We start from the raw sequence: 16,070 nt of genomic DNA on the forward strand, positions 1-16,070 counted from the left end.
TTCCTTACTTTTTATTTTTCGTTGGAAGGACTTCTCCACGGTAGATCCATACTTTAACGCCAAGTTTACCGTAAGTAGTATCTGCTTCAGCAGTACTATAATCGATATCAGCGCGAAGTGTATGGAGTGGTACAGTTCCTTCACTATAACTTTCCGCACGTGCCATATCAGCGCCACCTAGACGGCCAGACACTTGTGTACGAATACCTTTTGCTCCTGCACGCATAGCACGTTGAATCACTTGCTTTTGCGCACGACGGAATGAAATACGACTTTCTAATTGACGTGCAATATTTTCTGCTACTAATTTAGCATCAATATCAGGCTTTTTAATTTCAACGATGTTAATGTGTACTTTTTTACCTGTTAAATCATTTAATGACTTACGTAGTGCTTCAACCTCTGAACCACCTTTACCAATGACCATACCAGGCTTAGCAGTTGAAATTGAAATATTAACGCGATTAGCGGCACGCTCAATTTCAACTTTAGAAACAGCAGCATCTTTCAAGCGTTTTTCGATGTAATCACGAATTTTAATGTCTTCATGTAATAAGTCTGCATAATCTTTGCCAGCGTACCATTTAGAATCCCAGTCACGGATAACGCCAACACGAAGTCCTACCGGATTAACTTTTTGACCCACAGATTATCCCTCCTTCTTTTCTGATACAACCACGGTAATGTGGCTTGTTCTTTTGTTAATTTGGCTAGCACGACCTTGTGCACGAGGGCGGAACCGTTTAAGTGTTACCCCTTCGTTTACGTATGCTTCTGATACATAAAGGTTGTCTACGTCCATTTCATAATTATGCTCTGCATTTGCGATCGCAGAATTGAGTACTTTTTCAACAACTGGACTAGCTCCGCGTTGTGTGTTTTTTAAAATTGCGATTGCTTCTCCAACATCTTTGCCTCGAATCAAATCAATGACCAAACGAACTTTACGAGGAGCAATTCGAACAGTTTTTGCAACAGCTTTAGCTTGCATTAAGAGCGCCTCCTCTCATCTTAACGTTTTGTTTTCTTATCATCGCCCGCATGTCCTTTGAACGTGCGTGTCGGTGCAAATTCACCTAATTTATGTCCAACCATATCTTCTGTAACATAAACCGGTACGTGTTTACGTCCGTCATATACAGCAATTGTGTGTCCCACAAAGTTAGGGAAAATAGTAGAACGACGTGACCAAGATTTCACAACTTGTTTTTTATCATCTTCGTTCAATTTCTCAATTTTTTTCATTAAATGGTCATCTACGAAAGGTCCCTTTTTTAAGCTACGACCCATACATAAACCTCCCTTCGTGATTGGCAGACGGGTTTATGTCCCCGCCGTTCAACCCCGTTATTTTTTGCGCTTACGTACAATAAATTTATCACTTGGTTTGTTGCGTTTACGTGTTTTCTTACCAAGCGTTGGTTTACCCCAAGGTGACATTGGTGATTTACGTCCGATTGGTGCACGGCCTTCACCACCACCGTGTGGGTGATCGTTCGGGTTCATAACAGATCCACGTACTGTAGGGCGGATACCTTTCCAGCGTGAACGACCTGCTTTACCGATACGAATTAATTCATTCTCTAGGTTACCTACTTGACCGATTGTTGCACGGCAAGTCCCTAGAATCAAACGCACTTCTCCTGATGCAAGACGTACTAATACATACTTTTCTTCACGACCAAGAATTTGTGCTTGAGATCCTGCAGATCGAGCAAGCTGTCCACCACGACCCGGCTTTAATTCAATATTGTGAATAGTTGTACCTACTGGGATATTCATAAGTGGTAAAGCATTACCTACTTTAATATCGGCATCCTCTCCAGAGAAGATTTCTTGGCCTACTTGAATTCCCTTAGGTGCTAAAATGTAGCGTTTTTCTCCATCAGCATAGTTAATCAATGCGATATTAGCTGTACGGTTAGGATCATACTCTATTGTAGCAACGCGACCTGGTATACCATCTTTGTTGCGTTTAAAATCAATCACACGGTATTGGCGCTTGTGACCACCACCTTGATGACGAACCGTTAATTTACCTTGGTTATTACGACCACCACGTTTTGTTAGTGGCTGTAGAAGTGACTTTTCAGGTTTGCTTGTTGTAATCTCAGAGAAATCAGAACCTGACATATTACGTCTACCATTAGAAGTCGGTTTATACTTCTTAATCGCCATCTTGTTTCCCTCCTTTACTTATATACAAATTTATTCTACGGCTTCAAAAAAATCTAACTCTTTACTATCCTCAGAAAGCTGAACAATAGCTTTTTTACGATTTGGACGGTAACCACCATGGCGACCCATACGCTTGAATTTACCTTTGATATTTGCTGTGTTCACTTTAACCACTTTTACATCAAAGATTTCTTCAATCGCTGCTTTGATCTCAGTTTTATTTGCTTTTGTACTTACTTCAAAAGTGTATTTCTTATCAACCATTTGGTCGGCAGAGTGTTCCGTTATAATCGGGCGCTTAATAATATCACGTGGATCTTTCATTATGCAAGCACCTCCCCTGCTTTATCCGCTGCATCTTTTGTTAAGATCAGCTTGTCATGTGTAAGCAAATCTAATACATTGATCTGACTTACTGGTAATACTTTAGCGTTAGGTAAATTATTCGCACTTTTAGTTACAACTTCGTCTTTTTCAGCTGTAACGATCAATGCTTTGTCATTTACGTTTAATGCAGCTAGAAGTTTAACAACCTCTTTTGTTTTTGGTTTGTCAAACGCTAAACCTTCTAATACAACTAAACTATCTTCTTTCACTTTAGAAGAAAGTGCTGATAGAAGCGCTAAGCGACGAACTTTTTTCGGTAATTTATAGCTATAGCTACGTGGAGTTGGTCCAAATACAACACCACCACCAACCCACTGTGGTGAGCGGATAGAACCTTGACGTGCGCGTCCAGTTCCTTTTTGGCGCCATGGCTTACGGCCTCCACCGCGAACTGCTGAGCGATTTTTCACAGCATGCGTACCCTGACGACGTGATGCTTGTTGCATAACGACCGCATCATGTAACACATGCTCGTTTGGTTCAATCCCAAACACCGCATCGTTTAATTCTACATCCCCTACTTGCGAACCGCTTTGGTTATATAGTGCTACTTTAGGCATGACATATCCTCCCTTCAACTTATAAATTAGTTAGCCTTTATTGCACCCGTGATTTTTACGAATGATTTTTTAGCGCCTGGTACGTTACCTTTAATTAAAAGTAAGTTACGCTCTGGATCAACCTTTACAATTTCAAGGTTTTGAATAGTCTTTGTAACGCTACCCATATGCCCAGGTAATTTTTGCCCTTTCATAACACGCATAGGCTCGATAGCCCCTAATGAACCTGGTCCTCTATGGTAGTGTGACCCGTGGCTCATTGGCCCACGTGCTTGATTATGACGTTTGATCGCACCTTGAAATCCTTTACCCTTAGATGTTCCTGTTACATCAACAATATCTCCAGCTTGGAATACCTCTACGCTTAATTCTTGACCAACTTCATATTCATCAAGATTTACGTTACGGAATTCACGAATGAAGCGCTTAGGGTTAGTGCTCGCCTTTGCAGCATGTCCTTTAGCTGGCTTGTTAGCATTTGCTTCTTTTTGATCAGCAAAACCTACTTGAATCGCTTCATAGCCGTCATTTTCTAATGTTCTTTTTTGTAACACAACATTTGGTTCAGCTTGAACTACTGTTACTGGCAACAATTCGCCTTCTTCAGTAAAAATCTGAGTCATGCCGACTTTGCGACCTAAGATTCCTTTCGTCATCCGTTACACCTCCTAAAAAAATTCAATTATAATTTAATTTCAATATCTACACCAGATGGTAAGTCTAAACGCATTAATGCATCAACTGTTTGTGGTGTAGGACTAACAATATCAATAAGACGCTTATGTGTGCGCATCTCAAATTGCTCACGAGAGTCTTTGTATTTGTGCACAGCACGTAATATTGTGTAAACAGACTTTTCAGTTGGTAACGGAATTGGGCCCGATACCCCTGCTCCTGAGCGCTTTGCAGTGCTCACGATTTTATCAGCTGATTGATCTAAAATACGGTGATCATAAGCTTTTAAACGAATTCTGATTTTTTCTTTTGCCATTATTTTCCCTCCTTCTCGCCCATTTTATAATAGACATTCTCCGCGAAAATTCCTTAGCACCCCACCCATGGCAAAGGGGCCGGGTGTGCCAACAACCTTCCGCATCATCGCCTTTAATGACCAACATTTCTTATTATATATAAAACAGCTACCCAATGCAAGGTTTATCAAGAAAAAGTTAGGATTTTTTTGCTTAAAATCAATTCTTTTGATACTTATGCTAGTTATAGACTATCCTATCGGCCAAAACCTTGATAAATCTAGCGTTTACTTGTTTTTACCGAAACCATCTCACTGTCTACTTACTTTCATTATACTAAGGAAAGGCTTCTTCTTTTTTTGTTGAAATATTATATTCTTTTAAAGTTATAAAAAAAGAGCTTCCTATATAATAGTTATTCTAAGGATAGCCCACTTATATTAAATAATCACAGTTATATTTTTTCTACTTATATAATCGTTTTAATTCTTGAGATATCATCCAAGCCGTATATAAGATTGTAATGAAGACAAAGATAGTAAACGTGCCAACTCCTAACCATAATAGCCGCCATGAAAAAGAGAAATAGAAGAGCGCTATAACTGTACCCACTACAAGACCAATAAACATTGCAGGGATACTCCAGATTAAAATTTCCTTAGCATTTAACAGCCAAATCTCTCGGCGGTTCCAGCCTATCGCTATTAACGTTTCAAGCTCATAACGCCTTACAGATATAAAGTTTGTGATCGTCTCTGTTATTGTTAATAACATTAAGCCGAAGCTAATAAGTAATAGGACTAACAATAAGATAAGTAAATTGTCATTAATGAGCTCACCTAACTTTGTGATACTACTCTGCTGATAAGTGCGCCAAATAACAGCGACTACAAATATAGACATCAAATATCGAGTTCCTGACGGAAAAGGTTCATATTGTATAGAAAACAAGTGCTGAATGCAAGGTTTATCAGAAAAAACAAGCTTTTATTTTTTGCAAATTCTTTTGTTAAAATTTCTTAACATTGGGTCAAAAACTACGATTGTGTGTTTGACTAATTATGTATTCATCAGGTTATCAAGCCAAATTAAAAGCTGGCTAATAATTTTGTTCCTGCTACTCCTCTGCGATAATGACATCCTCATCAACTCTTTGTCCGCCTTACTATAGAGCCATAAATTTAAATCGCCTTGCTTATCAAATGTAACGGAGGATTCAAGAATTTAAAAAATGACTACTAACCTAATTAGCTTAGTAGTCATTTCCCAGCTAAAACAAAAGTGAGGTGATAACTAGTTGTCAAAACCGTTTAATCACTCGCTTTCATTTCATCATCAAGATCAAATTCTAAATAATAGAGCTCTTCGTCAATTTCAAAAGCAAAATAAATCTTCTCACCTTCAGATTCTAAATATTCTTTTGCATCATCCGGCAAATTTTCTGGGTATTGCACTAACATAGAAGCTGAATGGCGCCATTCTTGATTTGATTTTAACGGGTACTCATCCCCTATTAGACTATTACGACTTAGATAATACTGCTCCAATTCATCAGGGAAAAAACCAATATATTTCATCGTCACTTCTTTATCAGTAATGTTTTTTATGATAAATTCAATTTCCAGTCTTCTTTCAAAGTCGTCGCCCTCATCTTCAATTTGATAATATGTCTGTTCAATGGTCAGCATGTCAAATACAGGGTTTTCTTCCTCTTCAAGATTCTCAATTTCTTCATTAACCTTGGTATAGGTTAATTCATCAAATTCACTTGAATTTGATGAATTACAACTTGTAAGAAGTAATGCTAATGATAATAGATACAAAATTCTCAACATTCTTAAACTCCTATCAGTAAGACTCTGTATAACCGCCTGTGCCATTTCTCCAGCGCCCTTGTATGATTTGAGATAACCTTTTTTTATTCATATAATTAGGTGCTTTAGAAATCTTGTTTGGACTATTTTTTTTGCGTGAATAGTCGTAACTAGCTGTTGCAACCTCATCCTTTTTACTATCGATATATGATACGACCACATGCTTATACCAATAGCGACTTAAACTATAGCCATAGTCTCTCCACGCCCCTCTATCATAAACATATAACCAATGGTAAAAATACCGATCTGAATACTGTGTTGTGCTCTTAACATTTTTCCCTTTACCACTGCCTACATCTTTTGCTACCTTTGTTAGCGAATTCCAAATAGAACTACCTTTCTCAATCCATTTCCCTATGCCAGGTAGATAGGTAGCTAGTGTAATTGAGGCACTTTTAAACGTCTCCATCGATTTGAAATCTCTTGGTCTTCTATCTCTTAGGCCGTTTAGTTTTGAAAGCGCATCATTAATTTTAGTAGCACCATTCCCAGGATCATTAACAAAAAGCCTAACATCCCCTTCATGTCCTTCAGGGTAGAATATCTCTGTATTAATTATAGTCGTTTCAGAGGGTAAATGTGGAGCCGGAATAGTTGGACCCCCATTGTAACTTCGTGCAGATAAAATCGGAGTGAAATTCATGCTGATAATTGTAAAGATTAGAGCAATTACTAAACACCTTTTAATTTCTCTCATTTCAAATCTACCTCTCTAATGGTTTATTACGCTCATAATTAAAATCTGGAAACGGATGATTTAATAGTAGCACTATAAGTAATAATGTCAATAATTTACTTGTAAAACTTTTTATATTCTATTATTTTATGGGTTGTGTGTTAAATGTTGGGTTTTTTGTGAATGTTGCTTCACCCTTACCTAACATGAACACTCTCACTTTTATACTTATGTGTTTTTAACCATATCTTTGATCGAAACCGTCAAAAGCTCTGAAAGCCAAAGGCGTTTCGTTTCATTACTTTAGTGAGATTATTTATCCCTTCTAGAAAACCATTGGTGTAGTTATAGGAAAAGCTGTTTAATACCTCAACTTACCAGTTATGAAATTATCCACTCCGATTTCAACTTTCTTAACGATTACTTCTTCTGATCCTGGTAATAATATGTAGAATTCATTATGCACGTTATCTCCATTCGTTTCTAGCTTCTCATCAACCAAGTCTAAAGAATGGACGATATCGTGCATTTTTTTCAGAATTTTATCTGAACCCCAACAAATATTATAGAGCCAATAAAGAAAGCAAAAAATCCGACTACCTAAATAGGTAATCGGATTTTTTATAAGCATTTTATGCTATTAATTATTTTTCAATTTTATTTACAACGCCTGAACCTACTGTACGTCCACCTTCACGGATAGAGAAGCGAGTTCCATCTTCAATCGCGATTGGTGAAATCAATTCTACAGTCATTTCAGTGTTATCGCCAGGCATTACCATTTCTACGCCTTCTGGTAAATTAACAACGCCAGTTACGTCAGTTGTACGGAAGTAGAACTGAGGACGGTAGTTATCGAAGAATGGAGTGTGACGTCCTCCTTCTTCTTTTGATAAAACATAAACTTCTGCTTTGAACTGAGTATGAGGTGTAATTGTACCTGGTTTAGCAAGCACTTGTCCACGGTTGATCTCTTCACGAGATACACCACGTAAAAGCGCACCAATGTTGTCACCAGCTTCAGCAAAATCAAGAAGCTTACGGAACATTTCAACACCAGTTACAGTTGTTTTGCTTGGCTCCTCAGCAAGACCGATGATCTCAACTTCGTCACCAACTTTAACAACACCACGCTCAACACGTCCTGTTGCAACAGTACCACGACCAGTGATAGAGAATACGTCCTCAACTGGCATCATGAATGGTTTTTCAGTATCACGATCTGGACGAGGAATATACTCATCAACAGCATTCATTAATTCCATGATCGCGTCAACGTAAGTTGCATCTCCTTCAAGTGCTTTAAGAGCTGAACCTTTAATTACTGGTACATCATCACCAGGGAAGTCATACTCAGATAGTAAATCACGAACTTCCATCTCAACTAATTCAAGAAGCTCTTCGTCGTCTACCATGTCACATTTGTTTAAGAATACAACGATAGCTGGTACACCTACGTTACGAGAAAGAAGGATGTGCTCACGAGTTTGTGGCATTGGACCATCAGCAGCAGATACTACTAAGATCGCGCCGTCCATTTGAGCAGCACCAGTGATCATGTTTTTAACGTAGTCAGCGTGTCCTGGGCAATCAACGTGTGCATAGTGACGGTTATCAGTTTCATACTCAACGTGTGCAGTTGAGATTGTGATTCCACGCTCACGCTCTTCAGGCGCACCATCAATTTGATCGTATGCCATTGCAGTACCTTTACCAGATTTTTGGTGAAGCACGGTAGAAATTGCAGCAGTTAAAGTTGTTTTACCGTGGTCAACGTGTCCAATTGTACCAATATTAACGTGGTCTTTGGAACGGTCGAATTTTTCTTTAGCCATTATATAGTTCCTCCTTTAAATAAATAAAAGTTAATTTTATATATATCATGTATGCTTACTTAGAAACAAACTAAATTATTTCTAAGCTTACAATACAAGTTATACTTTAGTTTCTGGAAAAAATCAATTATTCCCCAGCATTTTTCTTAATTATTTCTTCAGCAATCGCTTTAGGGACTTCTTCGTAGTGGTCGAATACCATTGTATAAGTACCACGGCCCTGAGTGTTTGAACGTAATGCTGTCGCATAACCAAACATTTCAGCTAATGGCACAAATGCTTTAACCACTTGTGCATTACCACGAGCCTCCATACCTTCTACTCGACCACGACGAGAGGTTACATCCCCCATAATGTCACCCATATATTCTTCTGGAACAATGATTTCAACTCTTTCAATCGGCTCCAAAATAACAGGGTTACATTTGCTCTTCGCATTTTTTAATGCCATTGAAGCCGCTACTCTAAAGGCTGTTTCGTTAGAGTCAACATCATGATAGCTACCATCATAAAGAGTTGCTTTGACATCGATTAATGGATAGCCGGCAAGAACACCGTTTTCCATTGACTCTTTAATCCCAGCTTCAACTGATGGAATGTACTCACGTGGTACAACCCCACCGACAATGTTATTGACAAATTCGAAGCCAGCGCCTTCTTCATTCGGCTCAAATTTAATCCAAACATGACCGTATTGTCCACGACCACCAGATTGACGGACAAACTTTCCTTCAACTTCAGCTGAACTACGGAAGGTTTCACGGTAGGATACTTGTGGCGCACCTACGTTAGCCTCTACTTTAAATTCACGCTTCATACGGTCTACGATAATATCAAGGTGAAGTTCACCCATACCAGAAATAATCGTTTGACCAGTTTCAGGATTGGTCTCTGTTTTAAAGGTTGGATCTTCTTCAGCAAGTTTACCTAAGGCTACAGACATTTTATCTTGGTCAGCTTTAGATTTTGGTTCAATAGCTACCGAGATTACTGGCTCTGGGAATTCCATGGATTCTAGGATAACAAGGTTCTTATCATCACATAGTGTATCCCCTGTACCTGTATCTTTTAAGCCTACAGCTCCAGCAATGTCACCCGCGTAAACTTCATCAATTTCTTCACGAGAATTAGCGTGCATTTGCAGGATACGTCCGATCCGTTCACGCTTACCTTTAGTTGAATTCTGTACATAAGAACCAGATTTCAATACACCAGAATAGACTCGGAAGTAGGTTAACTTACCAACAAATGGGTCAGTTGCAACTTTAAATGCTAATGCTGAGAACGGCTCATTATCATCAGCTTTACGAACAACTTCCTCACCTGTCTCAGGAATGTGCCCTTCAATTGGTGGAATATCAATTGGTGACGGTAAGTAATCAACCACACCATCAATAAGCAATTGAACACCCTTGTTCTTAAACGCTGAACCACAGAATACCGGATAGAATTCTACACTCAACGTTGCATTACGAACCGCTTGCTTTAATTCATCATTTGAGATTTCTTCACCTTCTAAGTAGCGCATCATCAAGTCTTCATCTAATTCAGCAACTGCTTCGATTAAACGTGTTCTCAACTCTTCCGCCTTATCTTTCAAATCAGCCGGAATTTCTTTTGCTTCAGCACGCGTACCAAGGTCATCCTCATAAAAATAGGCTTCCATTGTAATTAAGTCAATGATCCCCTCAAACGCATCTTCAGCTCCGATAGGATACTGAACAGGGTGAGCATTAGCACCTAAACGGTCCGCTAATGTACCAACTGAGTACATAAAGTCTGCACCGGTTTTGTCCATCTTATTGACGAATACAATACGCGGAACACCATAAGTTGTTGCTTGACGCCATACGGTTTCTGTTTGTGGCTCAACACCAGATTGTGCGTCGAGTACTGTTACAGCACCGTCAAGTACACGCAGTGAACGCTCTACTTCAACAGTAAAGTCTACGTGACCTGGAGTATCGATGATATTAATGCGGTGCCCTTTCCACTGAGCTGTTGTAGCAGCAGATGTAATGGTAATACCACGCTCTTGCTCTTGCTCCATCCAGTCCATTTGTGAAGCACCTTCATGCGTCTCACCAATTTTGTGGATTTTACCAGTATAGAAAAGGATACGCTCAGTAGCAGTTGTTTTACCCGCATCAATGTGAGCCATGATCCCAATATTACGTGTTTTCTCCAAGGAGAACTCTCTAGGCATATTTCTTTCTCCTTCCTCTTATGTTATATCAAAATTGATCAGCAGACTAACATATTAGCAAGCTAATATGTTAGATTGCTTCATCCTACCAACGGTAGTGAGCAAATGCTTTGTTTGCTTCTGCCATTTTGTGCATATCTTCGCGCTTCTTAACTGAAGCACCTGTATTATTAGATGCATCTAAAATTTCGTTAGCAAGACGTTCTTCCATCGTTTTCTCACCGCGTAGACGGGAGTAATTTACGATATAACGAAGACCTAATGCCTGACGACGTTCTGGACGTACCTCAACCGGAACTTGGTAGTTTGAACCACCAACACGACGAGCACGAACCTCTAATACAGGCATAACATTTTTCATTGCTTGTTCAAAAACTTCAATAGCCGGCTGGCCACTACGTTCTTGGACAAGTTCAAAAGCACGATATAGAATTTTTTGAGCCTTACCTCTTTTTCCATCAACCATAATTTGGTTAATCAAACGAGTGACAAGCTTCGAGTTATATAACGGATCTGGTAAGACATCACGTTTAGCTACAGGACCTTTACGTGGCATAGTCTACCTCCTTTCATGATAATCAATCAAAATTTCTTCGATAGGTTGTTCAAAAAACCAATTGATAAGCGTCGCATCTCATTGTTGGCTCAGTTTTGCGCTACTCATGTATCAAAGGATACGCTTTTGTTGCTCAACTAATCAACATCTCAATCCGCTTGCTTCTTATTCGGCTTTTTTGAACACACACTTTAATATTTTATTTTTTAGGACGCTTTGTTCCATACTTAGAACGGCCTTGCATACGACCATCCACACCAGCAGTATCTAACGCACCACGAACAATATGGTAGCGCACACCAGGTAAGTCTTTTACACGACCTCCACGGATTAACACAACACTGTGCTCTTGAAGGTTGTGACCAATACCTGGGATATAAGCTGTAACTTCAATACCATTAGTTAAACGAACACGTGCATATTTACGTAATGCAGAGTTCGGTTTTTTAGGTGTTAACGTACCAACACGTGTACATACCCCACGTTTTTGTGGTGAAGATTGATCAGTCAACGATTTTTTAAAGCTATTGTATCCTTTATTTAAAGCTGGTGAATCAGACTTTTTCGTCTTGCTCACACGACCTTTACGGACAAGTTGATTAATAGTTGGCATTACTTTTTCCTCCTCTCATCACTTACTTGTAATTCCACACATCCAGGTGGTTCATTTATAAGCAAAAAACAAAGCTTTCATGAAATACGGCCAATTAGCCTCTTTTCATCAAAACTCTATTGCTTTATTGCTACGGCTGCTGTCCCCACTTCAATTCCACAGGCTTTCCCTAATTTTTTCTTAGAATCCACCATTGTATAAGGAATATCCATTTTTTCAGCTAGCTGCGACACCTTCGCTATCATGTCTAAATCGACATCTTCAGCGATAACGACTTCCTTCACTTCGCCACTCTTCATGGCTTTTATCGTTTGTTTAGTGCCGATAATCAAACGATCCTTTACTTTAGTTACTTTATCATAAGACATTAGCATATCCTCCAAAGCAATAAGGTAACAGAAGCACCTTGAATATAGTACCACCCAAGTCAGCTCATGTCAACTTAAATTCAACAAAGACAATAATTTTTTCCTTGGGTAGTACTAAATCAATCTGTGCTAACAGCAACTCTTTTTATAGAGCTTGCTCATCTTCTTGTATTTCTTCAATGAAATTATCGACAGGTTGTTCTGTTTGTGCTTCAATTTTACGGTAGCGTTGCATACCTGTACCTGCAGGAACAAGCTTACCAATAATAACATTTTCTTTAAGGCCAAGTAGTTCATCACGCTTACCTTTGATGGCAGCATCCGTAAGCACACGTGTTGTCTCTTGGAATGATGCTGCAGATAAGAATGAATCGGTTTCGAGTGATGCCTTCGTGATTCCTAGTAAAACTGGACGACCCACAGCAGGTTGCTTTCCTTCAAGTAAAGCTTGTTTATTAGCTTCACGGAACTGGTGAATTTCTAGCAACGAGCCTGGTAGGACATCTGTATCGCCTGAGTCAGCAATGCGGACCTTGCGTAACATCTGTCTAACCATTACTTCAACGTGCTTATCGCCAATCTCAACCCCTTGCATACGGTAAACCTTTTGGACTTCTTTAAGCAAGTAGGATTGAACACCATCTACTCCCTGGAACTTCAATAGCTCTTTTGGATCAATTGAACCTTCTGTTAACGGCTCACCCGCAGATACCTGGTCACCAACAGCCACTTTAACTCGAGAACCATAAGGGACAGTGTAAGTTCGGGTTTCAATCTCACCCTGTACAATGATCTCTTGCTTTTCTTTTACTTCACTAATGTCTTGGACGGTACCATTAATCTCGCTAATAACCGCCTGACCTTTCGGATTACGTGCTTCAAAAATCTCTTGAATACGCGGTAAACCTTGAGTAATATCGCTACCTGCAACCCCACCGGTGTGGAAGGTACGCATTGTTAACTGTGTCCCTGGCTCACCAATGGATTGAGCAGCAATAATACCTACAGCTTCGCCAACCTCTACCTCTTCACCAGTAGCAAGGTTGCGGCCATAGCATTTCTTACAAGCACCATGCTTCGTATTACATGTAAAGACAGTCCGTATTGTTACTTCTTCAATGCCAGCATCAACAATCTGCTTAGCAACATCTTCATTAATGAAGTCGTTTTTCTCAACTAACACTTCGTCAGTCTCTGGATGCCGTACTGTTTGGAAGGCAGTTCGACCAATTAGACGGTCAGTAAGTGGTTCAATAACCTCTGACCCTTCAGTAATCGCTTGAACAGTTAACCCTTTATCAGTATGACAATCGTCCTCACGAATAATAACATCTTGTGCTACATCCACCAATCGACGAGTTAAATAACCAGAGTCAGCTGTTTTCAGTGCTGTATCGGCAAGACCTTTACGCGCACCGTGCGTCGAGATAAAGTATTCCAACACAGTTAAGCCTTCTCGGAAGCTTGATTTAATTGGCAACTCAATGATCCGCCCAGCTGGGTTGGCCATCAGACCACGCATACCCGCTAGCTGGGTAAAGTTAGAAGCATTACCACGCGCTCCTGAATCACTCATCATAAAGATTGGGTTGCGATGGCTCAGTGATTTCATTAATTTATCTTGAATAACGTCTTTAGCTTGTGACCAAATCGAGATAACGCGCTCATAGCGTTCGTCTTCCGTAATTAAACCACGTCGGAATTGTTTTAACACTTTATCAACTTTCGTTTGCGCTTCTTCTAGGATTTGCTCTTTTTCCGCTAATACAACAATATCGGCAACACCAACGGTAATACCTGCTTTTGTTGAATATTTAAATCCTAGATCTTTCATACGGTCAAGCATTTTAGATGTTTCACTAATTTTAAACTTCTTAAAGACTTCGGCAATGATATCGCCAAGAATACCTTTTTTAAATGGTGGGATTAGTTCGCGCTTTGCTAACTCTTCCTTCACATTAGTTCCATTAGGTATAAAATACTTAGCTGGCGTTTCGACTTCCAAGTTATGCTGAGTTGGTTCATTCAAGTATGGGAATGACTTTGGAAGAATATCATTAAAGATTAATTTACCTATCGTTGTTAAAAGCAATTGACTTTGCTGGTCCTCAGTAAAGTTATCTTTACCTAATGAAGAAACTTGGACAGCAACCCGTGTGTGTAGATGGGCATATCCGTTTTGATAAGCAATTAACGCTTCATTCAAATCTTTAAAGACCATTCCTTCGCCTAATGCACCTTCTCGCTCCATCGTAAGGTAATAGTTACCTAATACCATATCCTGTGAAGGTGTAACAACAGGCTTACCATCCTTAGGATTTAGAATGTTCTGAGCGGCAAGCATTAAAATTCTAGCTTCCGCCTGGGCTTCAGCGGAAAGTGGAACGTGAACCGCCATCTGGTCCCCATCAAAGTCAGCATTATATGCCGTACAAACTAATGGGTGTAGACGAATAGCGCGGCCCTCTACTAACGTAGGCTCAAACGCTTGAATACCTAATCGGTGTAAGGTTGGGGCACGGTTAAGCAAGACTGGATGTTCTTTAATTACATCCTCTAATACTTCCCACACCTCAGCGTGTAAACGTTCAATTTTGCGTTTAGCTGATTTAATATTATGGGCTAAACCACGTTCAACAAGCTCTTTCATAATAAAAGGTTTGAATAGCTCGACTGCCATTTCTTTAGGTAGACCGCATTGGTACATTTTTAAGTTAGGTCCTACGACAATAACTGAACGACCAGAATAGTCCACACGTTTACCAAGAAGATTTTGACGGAATCGACCTTGCTTACCTTTTAGCATGTGTGATAAAGATTTTAATGGACGGTTACCCGGACCTGTTACCGGGCGACCACGACGACCATTATCAATTAATGAATCAACAGCTTCTTGTAACATACGCTTTTCGTTTTGGACAATGATGCTAGGTGCACCAAGATCTAATAGACGTTTCAAGCGATTATTACGGTTGATCACACGGCGATAAAGATCATTTAAATCAGATGTTGCAAATCGTCCACCATCTAATTGAACCATTGGACGTAATTCTGGTGGGATAATCGGTAAAACATCCATAATCATCCATGAAGGGTCATTACCAGAATGTCTAAATGCCTCAATGACCTCTAAACGTTTGATGGCACGCGTACGACGCTGACCTTGAGCAGATTTAAGCTCTTCTCTTAAAAATTCAACTTCTTTTTCTAAATCAATTTCTTGAAGAATTTTTTTGATCGCTTCAGCTCCCATTTGTGCTTGAAAGCCTTGACCATACTTTTCACGATAGGCACGGTATTCTTTTTCTGATAAAAGCTGCTTTTTTTCTAATGGCGTGTCACCAGCATCTGTAACAATATAGGCAGCAAAATAGATAACTTCCTCAAGAGCTCTAGGAGACATGTCTAATACAAGTCCCATTCGGCTCGGAATACCTTTGAAATACCAAATGTGTGAAACAGGTGCTGCCAGCTCAATATGCCCCATCCGTTCACGACGAACCTTTGCTTTTGTCACCTCTACACCACATCGGTCACAAACAACACCTTTATAGCGAACTCGTTTATATTTACCACAATGACATTCCCAGTCTTTCTGTGGCCCAAAAATACGCTCGCAAAACAGCCCATCTTTTTCAGGCTTTAACGTACGATAATTAATTGTTTCAGGCTTTTTAACTTCCCCATAAGACCATGACCGTATTTTGTCTGGTGATGCCAAACCTATTTTCATATATTCAAAATTATTTACATCTAGCAAGGGGTCTACCTCCCTTTTAGTATGTGTTAGGCAAAACGGGGATGAGAAGCTAGTTAGCTCTCACTCCCAATCCGTACCTTTCA

At 39.6% G+C, this 16,070-nt stretch carries 17 protein-coding genes and 1 pseudogene; all 18 read right to left on the bottom strand.

Annotated elements, in window-relative coordinates:
* Positions 1-4: 4 nt before the first annotated feature.
* Positions 5-646, bottom strand: a complete 642-nt coding sequence (rpsC, locus tag ASE01S_RS11680; RefSeq protein ID WP_067842461.1) for a 30S ribosomal protein S3 — start codon at positions 644-646, stop codon at positions 5-7.
* A gap of 3 nt (positions 647-649) precedes the next feature.
* The gene (gene rplV / locus ASE01S_RS11685) at positions 650-991 is read right to left on the bottom strand and encodes a 50S ribosomal protein L22 (RefSeq protein ID WP_067842464.1); all 342 of its coding nucleotides are present in this window, start codon (positions 989-991) and stop codon (positions 650-652) included.
* Positions 992-1,011: 20 nt separating this feature from the next.
* The gene (rpsS, locus tag ASE01S_RS11690) at positions 1,012-1,290 is read right to left on the bottom strand and encodes a 30S ribosomal protein S19 (protein WP_067842467.1); all 279 of its coding nucleotides are present in this window, start codon (positions 1,288-1,290) and stop codon (positions 1,012-1,014) included.
* Between the two features lie 57 nt (positions 1,291-1,347).
* Positions 1,348-2,178, bottom strand: a complete 831-nt coding sequence (gene rplB, locus ASE01S_RS11695; protein ID WP_067842469.1) for a 50S ribosomal protein L2 — start codon at positions 2,176-2,178, stop codon at positions 1,348-1,350.
* A 30-nt stretch (positions 2,179-2,208) separates the two neighbouring features.
* Positions 2,209-2,502, bottom strand: coding sequence for a 50S ribosomal protein L23 (rplW, locus tag ASE01S_RS11700; protein ID WP_067842472.1), 294 nt, complete (start codon positions 2,500-2,502; stop codon positions 2,209-2,211).
* Entirely contained in the window at positions 2,502-3,125 is a 624-nt protein-coding gene (rplD, locus tag ASE01S_RS11705; RefSeq protein ID WP_067842475.1) for a 50S ribosomal protein L4, read from the bottom strand. Before rplD ends, rplW begins: the two co-directional genes overlap by 1 nt.
* A gap of 26 nt (positions 3,126-3,151) precedes the next feature.
* Positions 3,152-3,781 carry a 50S ribosomal protein L3 gene (rplC, locus tag ASE01S_RS11710; protein ID WP_067842479.1) on the bottom strand — a complete coding sequence of 210 codons (630 nt, stop codon included), beginning with the start codon at positions 3,779-3,781 and terminating at the stop codon, positions 3,152-3,154.
* Between the two features lie 26 nt (positions 3,782-3,807).
* Positions 3,808-4,116 (bottom strand): 30S ribosomal protein S10, encoded by a 309-nt coding sequence (rpsJ, locus tag ASE01S_RS11715; RefSeq protein ID WP_067842482.1) that lies wholly within the window; start codon positions 4,114-4,116, stop codon positions 3,808-3,810.
* A gap of 445 nt (positions 4,117-4,561) precedes the next feature.
* Entirely contained in the window at positions 4,562-4,999 is a 438-nt protein-coding gene (locus tag ASE01S_RS11720; RefSeq protein ID WP_067842484.1) for an FtsX-like permease family protein, read from the bottom strand.
* A gap of 407 nt (positions 5,000-5,406) precedes the next feature.
* The gene (locus ASE01S_RS11725) at positions 5,407-5,931 is read right to left on the bottom strand and encodes a hypothetical protein (protein WP_067842487.1); all 525 of its coding nucleotides are present in this window, start codon (positions 5,929-5,931) and stop codon (positions 5,407-5,409) included.
* Between the two features lie 13 nt (positions 5,932-5,944).
* The gene (locus tag ASE01S_RS11730; protein WP_067842490.1) at positions 5,945-6,670 is read right to left on the bottom strand and encodes a hypothetical protein; all 726 of its coding nucleotides are present in this window, start codon (positions 6,668-6,670) and stop codon (positions 5,945-5,947) included.
* Between the two features lie 176 nt (positions 6,671-6,846).
* A pseudogene (locus tag ASE01S_RS16530) lies at positions 6,847-7,020 on the bottom strand (transposase); the annotation flags it as partial.
* Between the two features lie 273 nt (positions 7,021-7,293).
* Complete coding sequence (gene tuf / locus ASE01S_RS11735) at positions 7,294-8,484, bottom strand: elongation factor Tu (RefSeq protein WP_067842493.1); 1,191 nt, start codon at positions 8,482-8,484, stop codon at positions 7,294-7,296.
* Positions 8,485-8,611: 127 nt separating this feature from the next.
* Positions 8,612-10,690 (bottom strand): elongation factor G, encoded by a 2,079-nt coding sequence (gene fusA, locus ASE01S_RS11740; RefSeq protein WP_067842496.1) that lies wholly within the window; start codon positions 10,688-10,690, stop codon positions 8,612-8,614.
* A gap of 85 nt (positions 10,691-10,775) precedes the next feature.
* Complete coding sequence (gene rpsG, locus ASE01S_RS11745) at positions 10,776-11,246, bottom strand: 30S ribosomal protein S7 (protein ID WP_067842499.1); 471 nt, start codon at positions 11,244-11,246, stop codon at positions 10,776-10,778.
* A gap of 199 nt (positions 11,247-11,445) precedes the next feature.
* Entirely contained in the window at positions 11,446-11,859 is a 414-nt protein-coding gene (rpsL, locus tag ASE01S_RS11750) for a 30S ribosomal protein S12 (protein ID WP_067842502.1), read from the bottom strand.
* 116 nt (positions 11,860-11,975) lie between these two features.
* On the bottom strand, positions 11,976-12,227 hold the full coding sequence (locus ASE01S_RS11755) for a 50S ribosomal protein L7ae-like protein (protein WP_067842505.1): 252 nt from the start codon (positions 12,225-12,227) through the stop codon (positions 11,976-11,978).
* Positions 12,228-12,372: 145 nt separating this feature from the next.
* Positions 12,373-15,987 carry a DNA-directed RNA polymerase subunit beta' gene (gene rpoC, locus ASE01S_RS11760; RefSeq protein WP_067842508.1) on the bottom strand — a complete coding sequence of 1,205 codons (3,615 nt, stop codon included), beginning with the start codon at positions 15,985-15,987 and terminating at the stop codon, positions 12,373-12,375.
* Positions 15,988-16,070 lie beyond the last annotated feature (83 nt).

Origin of the sequence: Amphibacillus sediminis NBRC 103570, assembly GCF_001552275.1 — a bacterium.
Lineage (GTDB): Bacteria > Bacillota > Bacilli > Bacillales > Amphibacillaceae > Amphibacillus_B > Amphibacillus_B sediminis.

Bases quoted from the DNA above. Each gene is read 5' to 3' on its own strand.
- rplV (WP_067842464.1), bottom strand. From the start codon at position 991: ATGCAAGCTAAAGCTGTTGCAAAAACTGTTCGAATTGCTCCTCGTAAA.
- rpsS (WP_067842467.1), bottom strand. From the start codon at position 1,290: ATGGGTCGTAGCTTAAAAAAGGGACCTTTCGTAGATGACCATTTAATG.
- rplB (WP_067842469.1), bottom strand. From the start codon at position 2,178: ATGGCGATTAAGAAGTATAAACCGACTTCTAATGGTAGACGTAATATG.
- rplW (WP_067842472.1), bottom strand. From the start codon at position 2,502: ATGAAAGATCCACGTGATATTATTAAGCGCCCGATTATAACGGAACAC.
- rplD (WP_067842475.1), bottom strand. From the start codon at position 3,125: ATGCCTAAAGTAGCACTATATAACCAAAGCGGTTCGCAAGTAGGGGAT.
- rplC (WP_067842479.1), bottom strand. From the start codon at position 3,781: ATGACGAAAGGAATCTTAGGTCGCAAAGTCGGCATGACTCAGATTTTT.
- rpsJ (WP_067842482.1), bottom strand. From the start codon at position 4,116: ATGGCAAAAGAAAAAATCAGAATTCGTTTAAAAGCTTATGATCACCGT.
- ASE01S_RS11720 (WP_067842484.1), bottom strand. From the start codon at position 4,999: ATGTCTATATTTGTAGTCGCTGTTATTTGGCGCACTTATCAGCAGAGT.
- ASE01S_RS11725 (WP_067842487.1), bottom strand. From the start codon at position 5,931: ATGTTGAGAATTTTGTATCTATTATCATTAGCATTACTTCTTACAAGT.
- ASE01S_RS11730 (WP_067842490.1), bottom strand. From the start codon at position 6,670: ATGAGAGAAATTAAAAGGTGTTTAGTAATTGCTCTAATCTTTACAATT.
- tuf (WP_067842493.1), bottom strand. From the start codon at position 8,484: ATGGCTAAAGAAAAATTCGACCGTTCCAAAGACCACGTTAATATTGGT.
- fusA (WP_067842496.1), bottom strand. From the start codon at position 10,690: ATGCCTAGAGAGTTCTCCTTGGAGAAAACACGTAATATTGGGATCATG.
- rpsG (WP_067842499.1), bottom strand. From the start codon at position 11,246: ATGCCACGTAAAGGTCCTGTAGCTAAACGTGATGTCTTACCAGATCCG.
- rpsL (WP_067842502.1), bottom strand. From the start codon at position 11,859: ATGCCAACTATTAATCAACTTGTCCGTAAAGGTCGTGTGAGCAAGACG.
- ASE01S_RS11755 (WP_067842505.1), bottom strand. From the start codon at position 12,227: ATGTCTTATGATAAAGTAACTAAAGTAAAGGATCGTTTGATTATCGGC.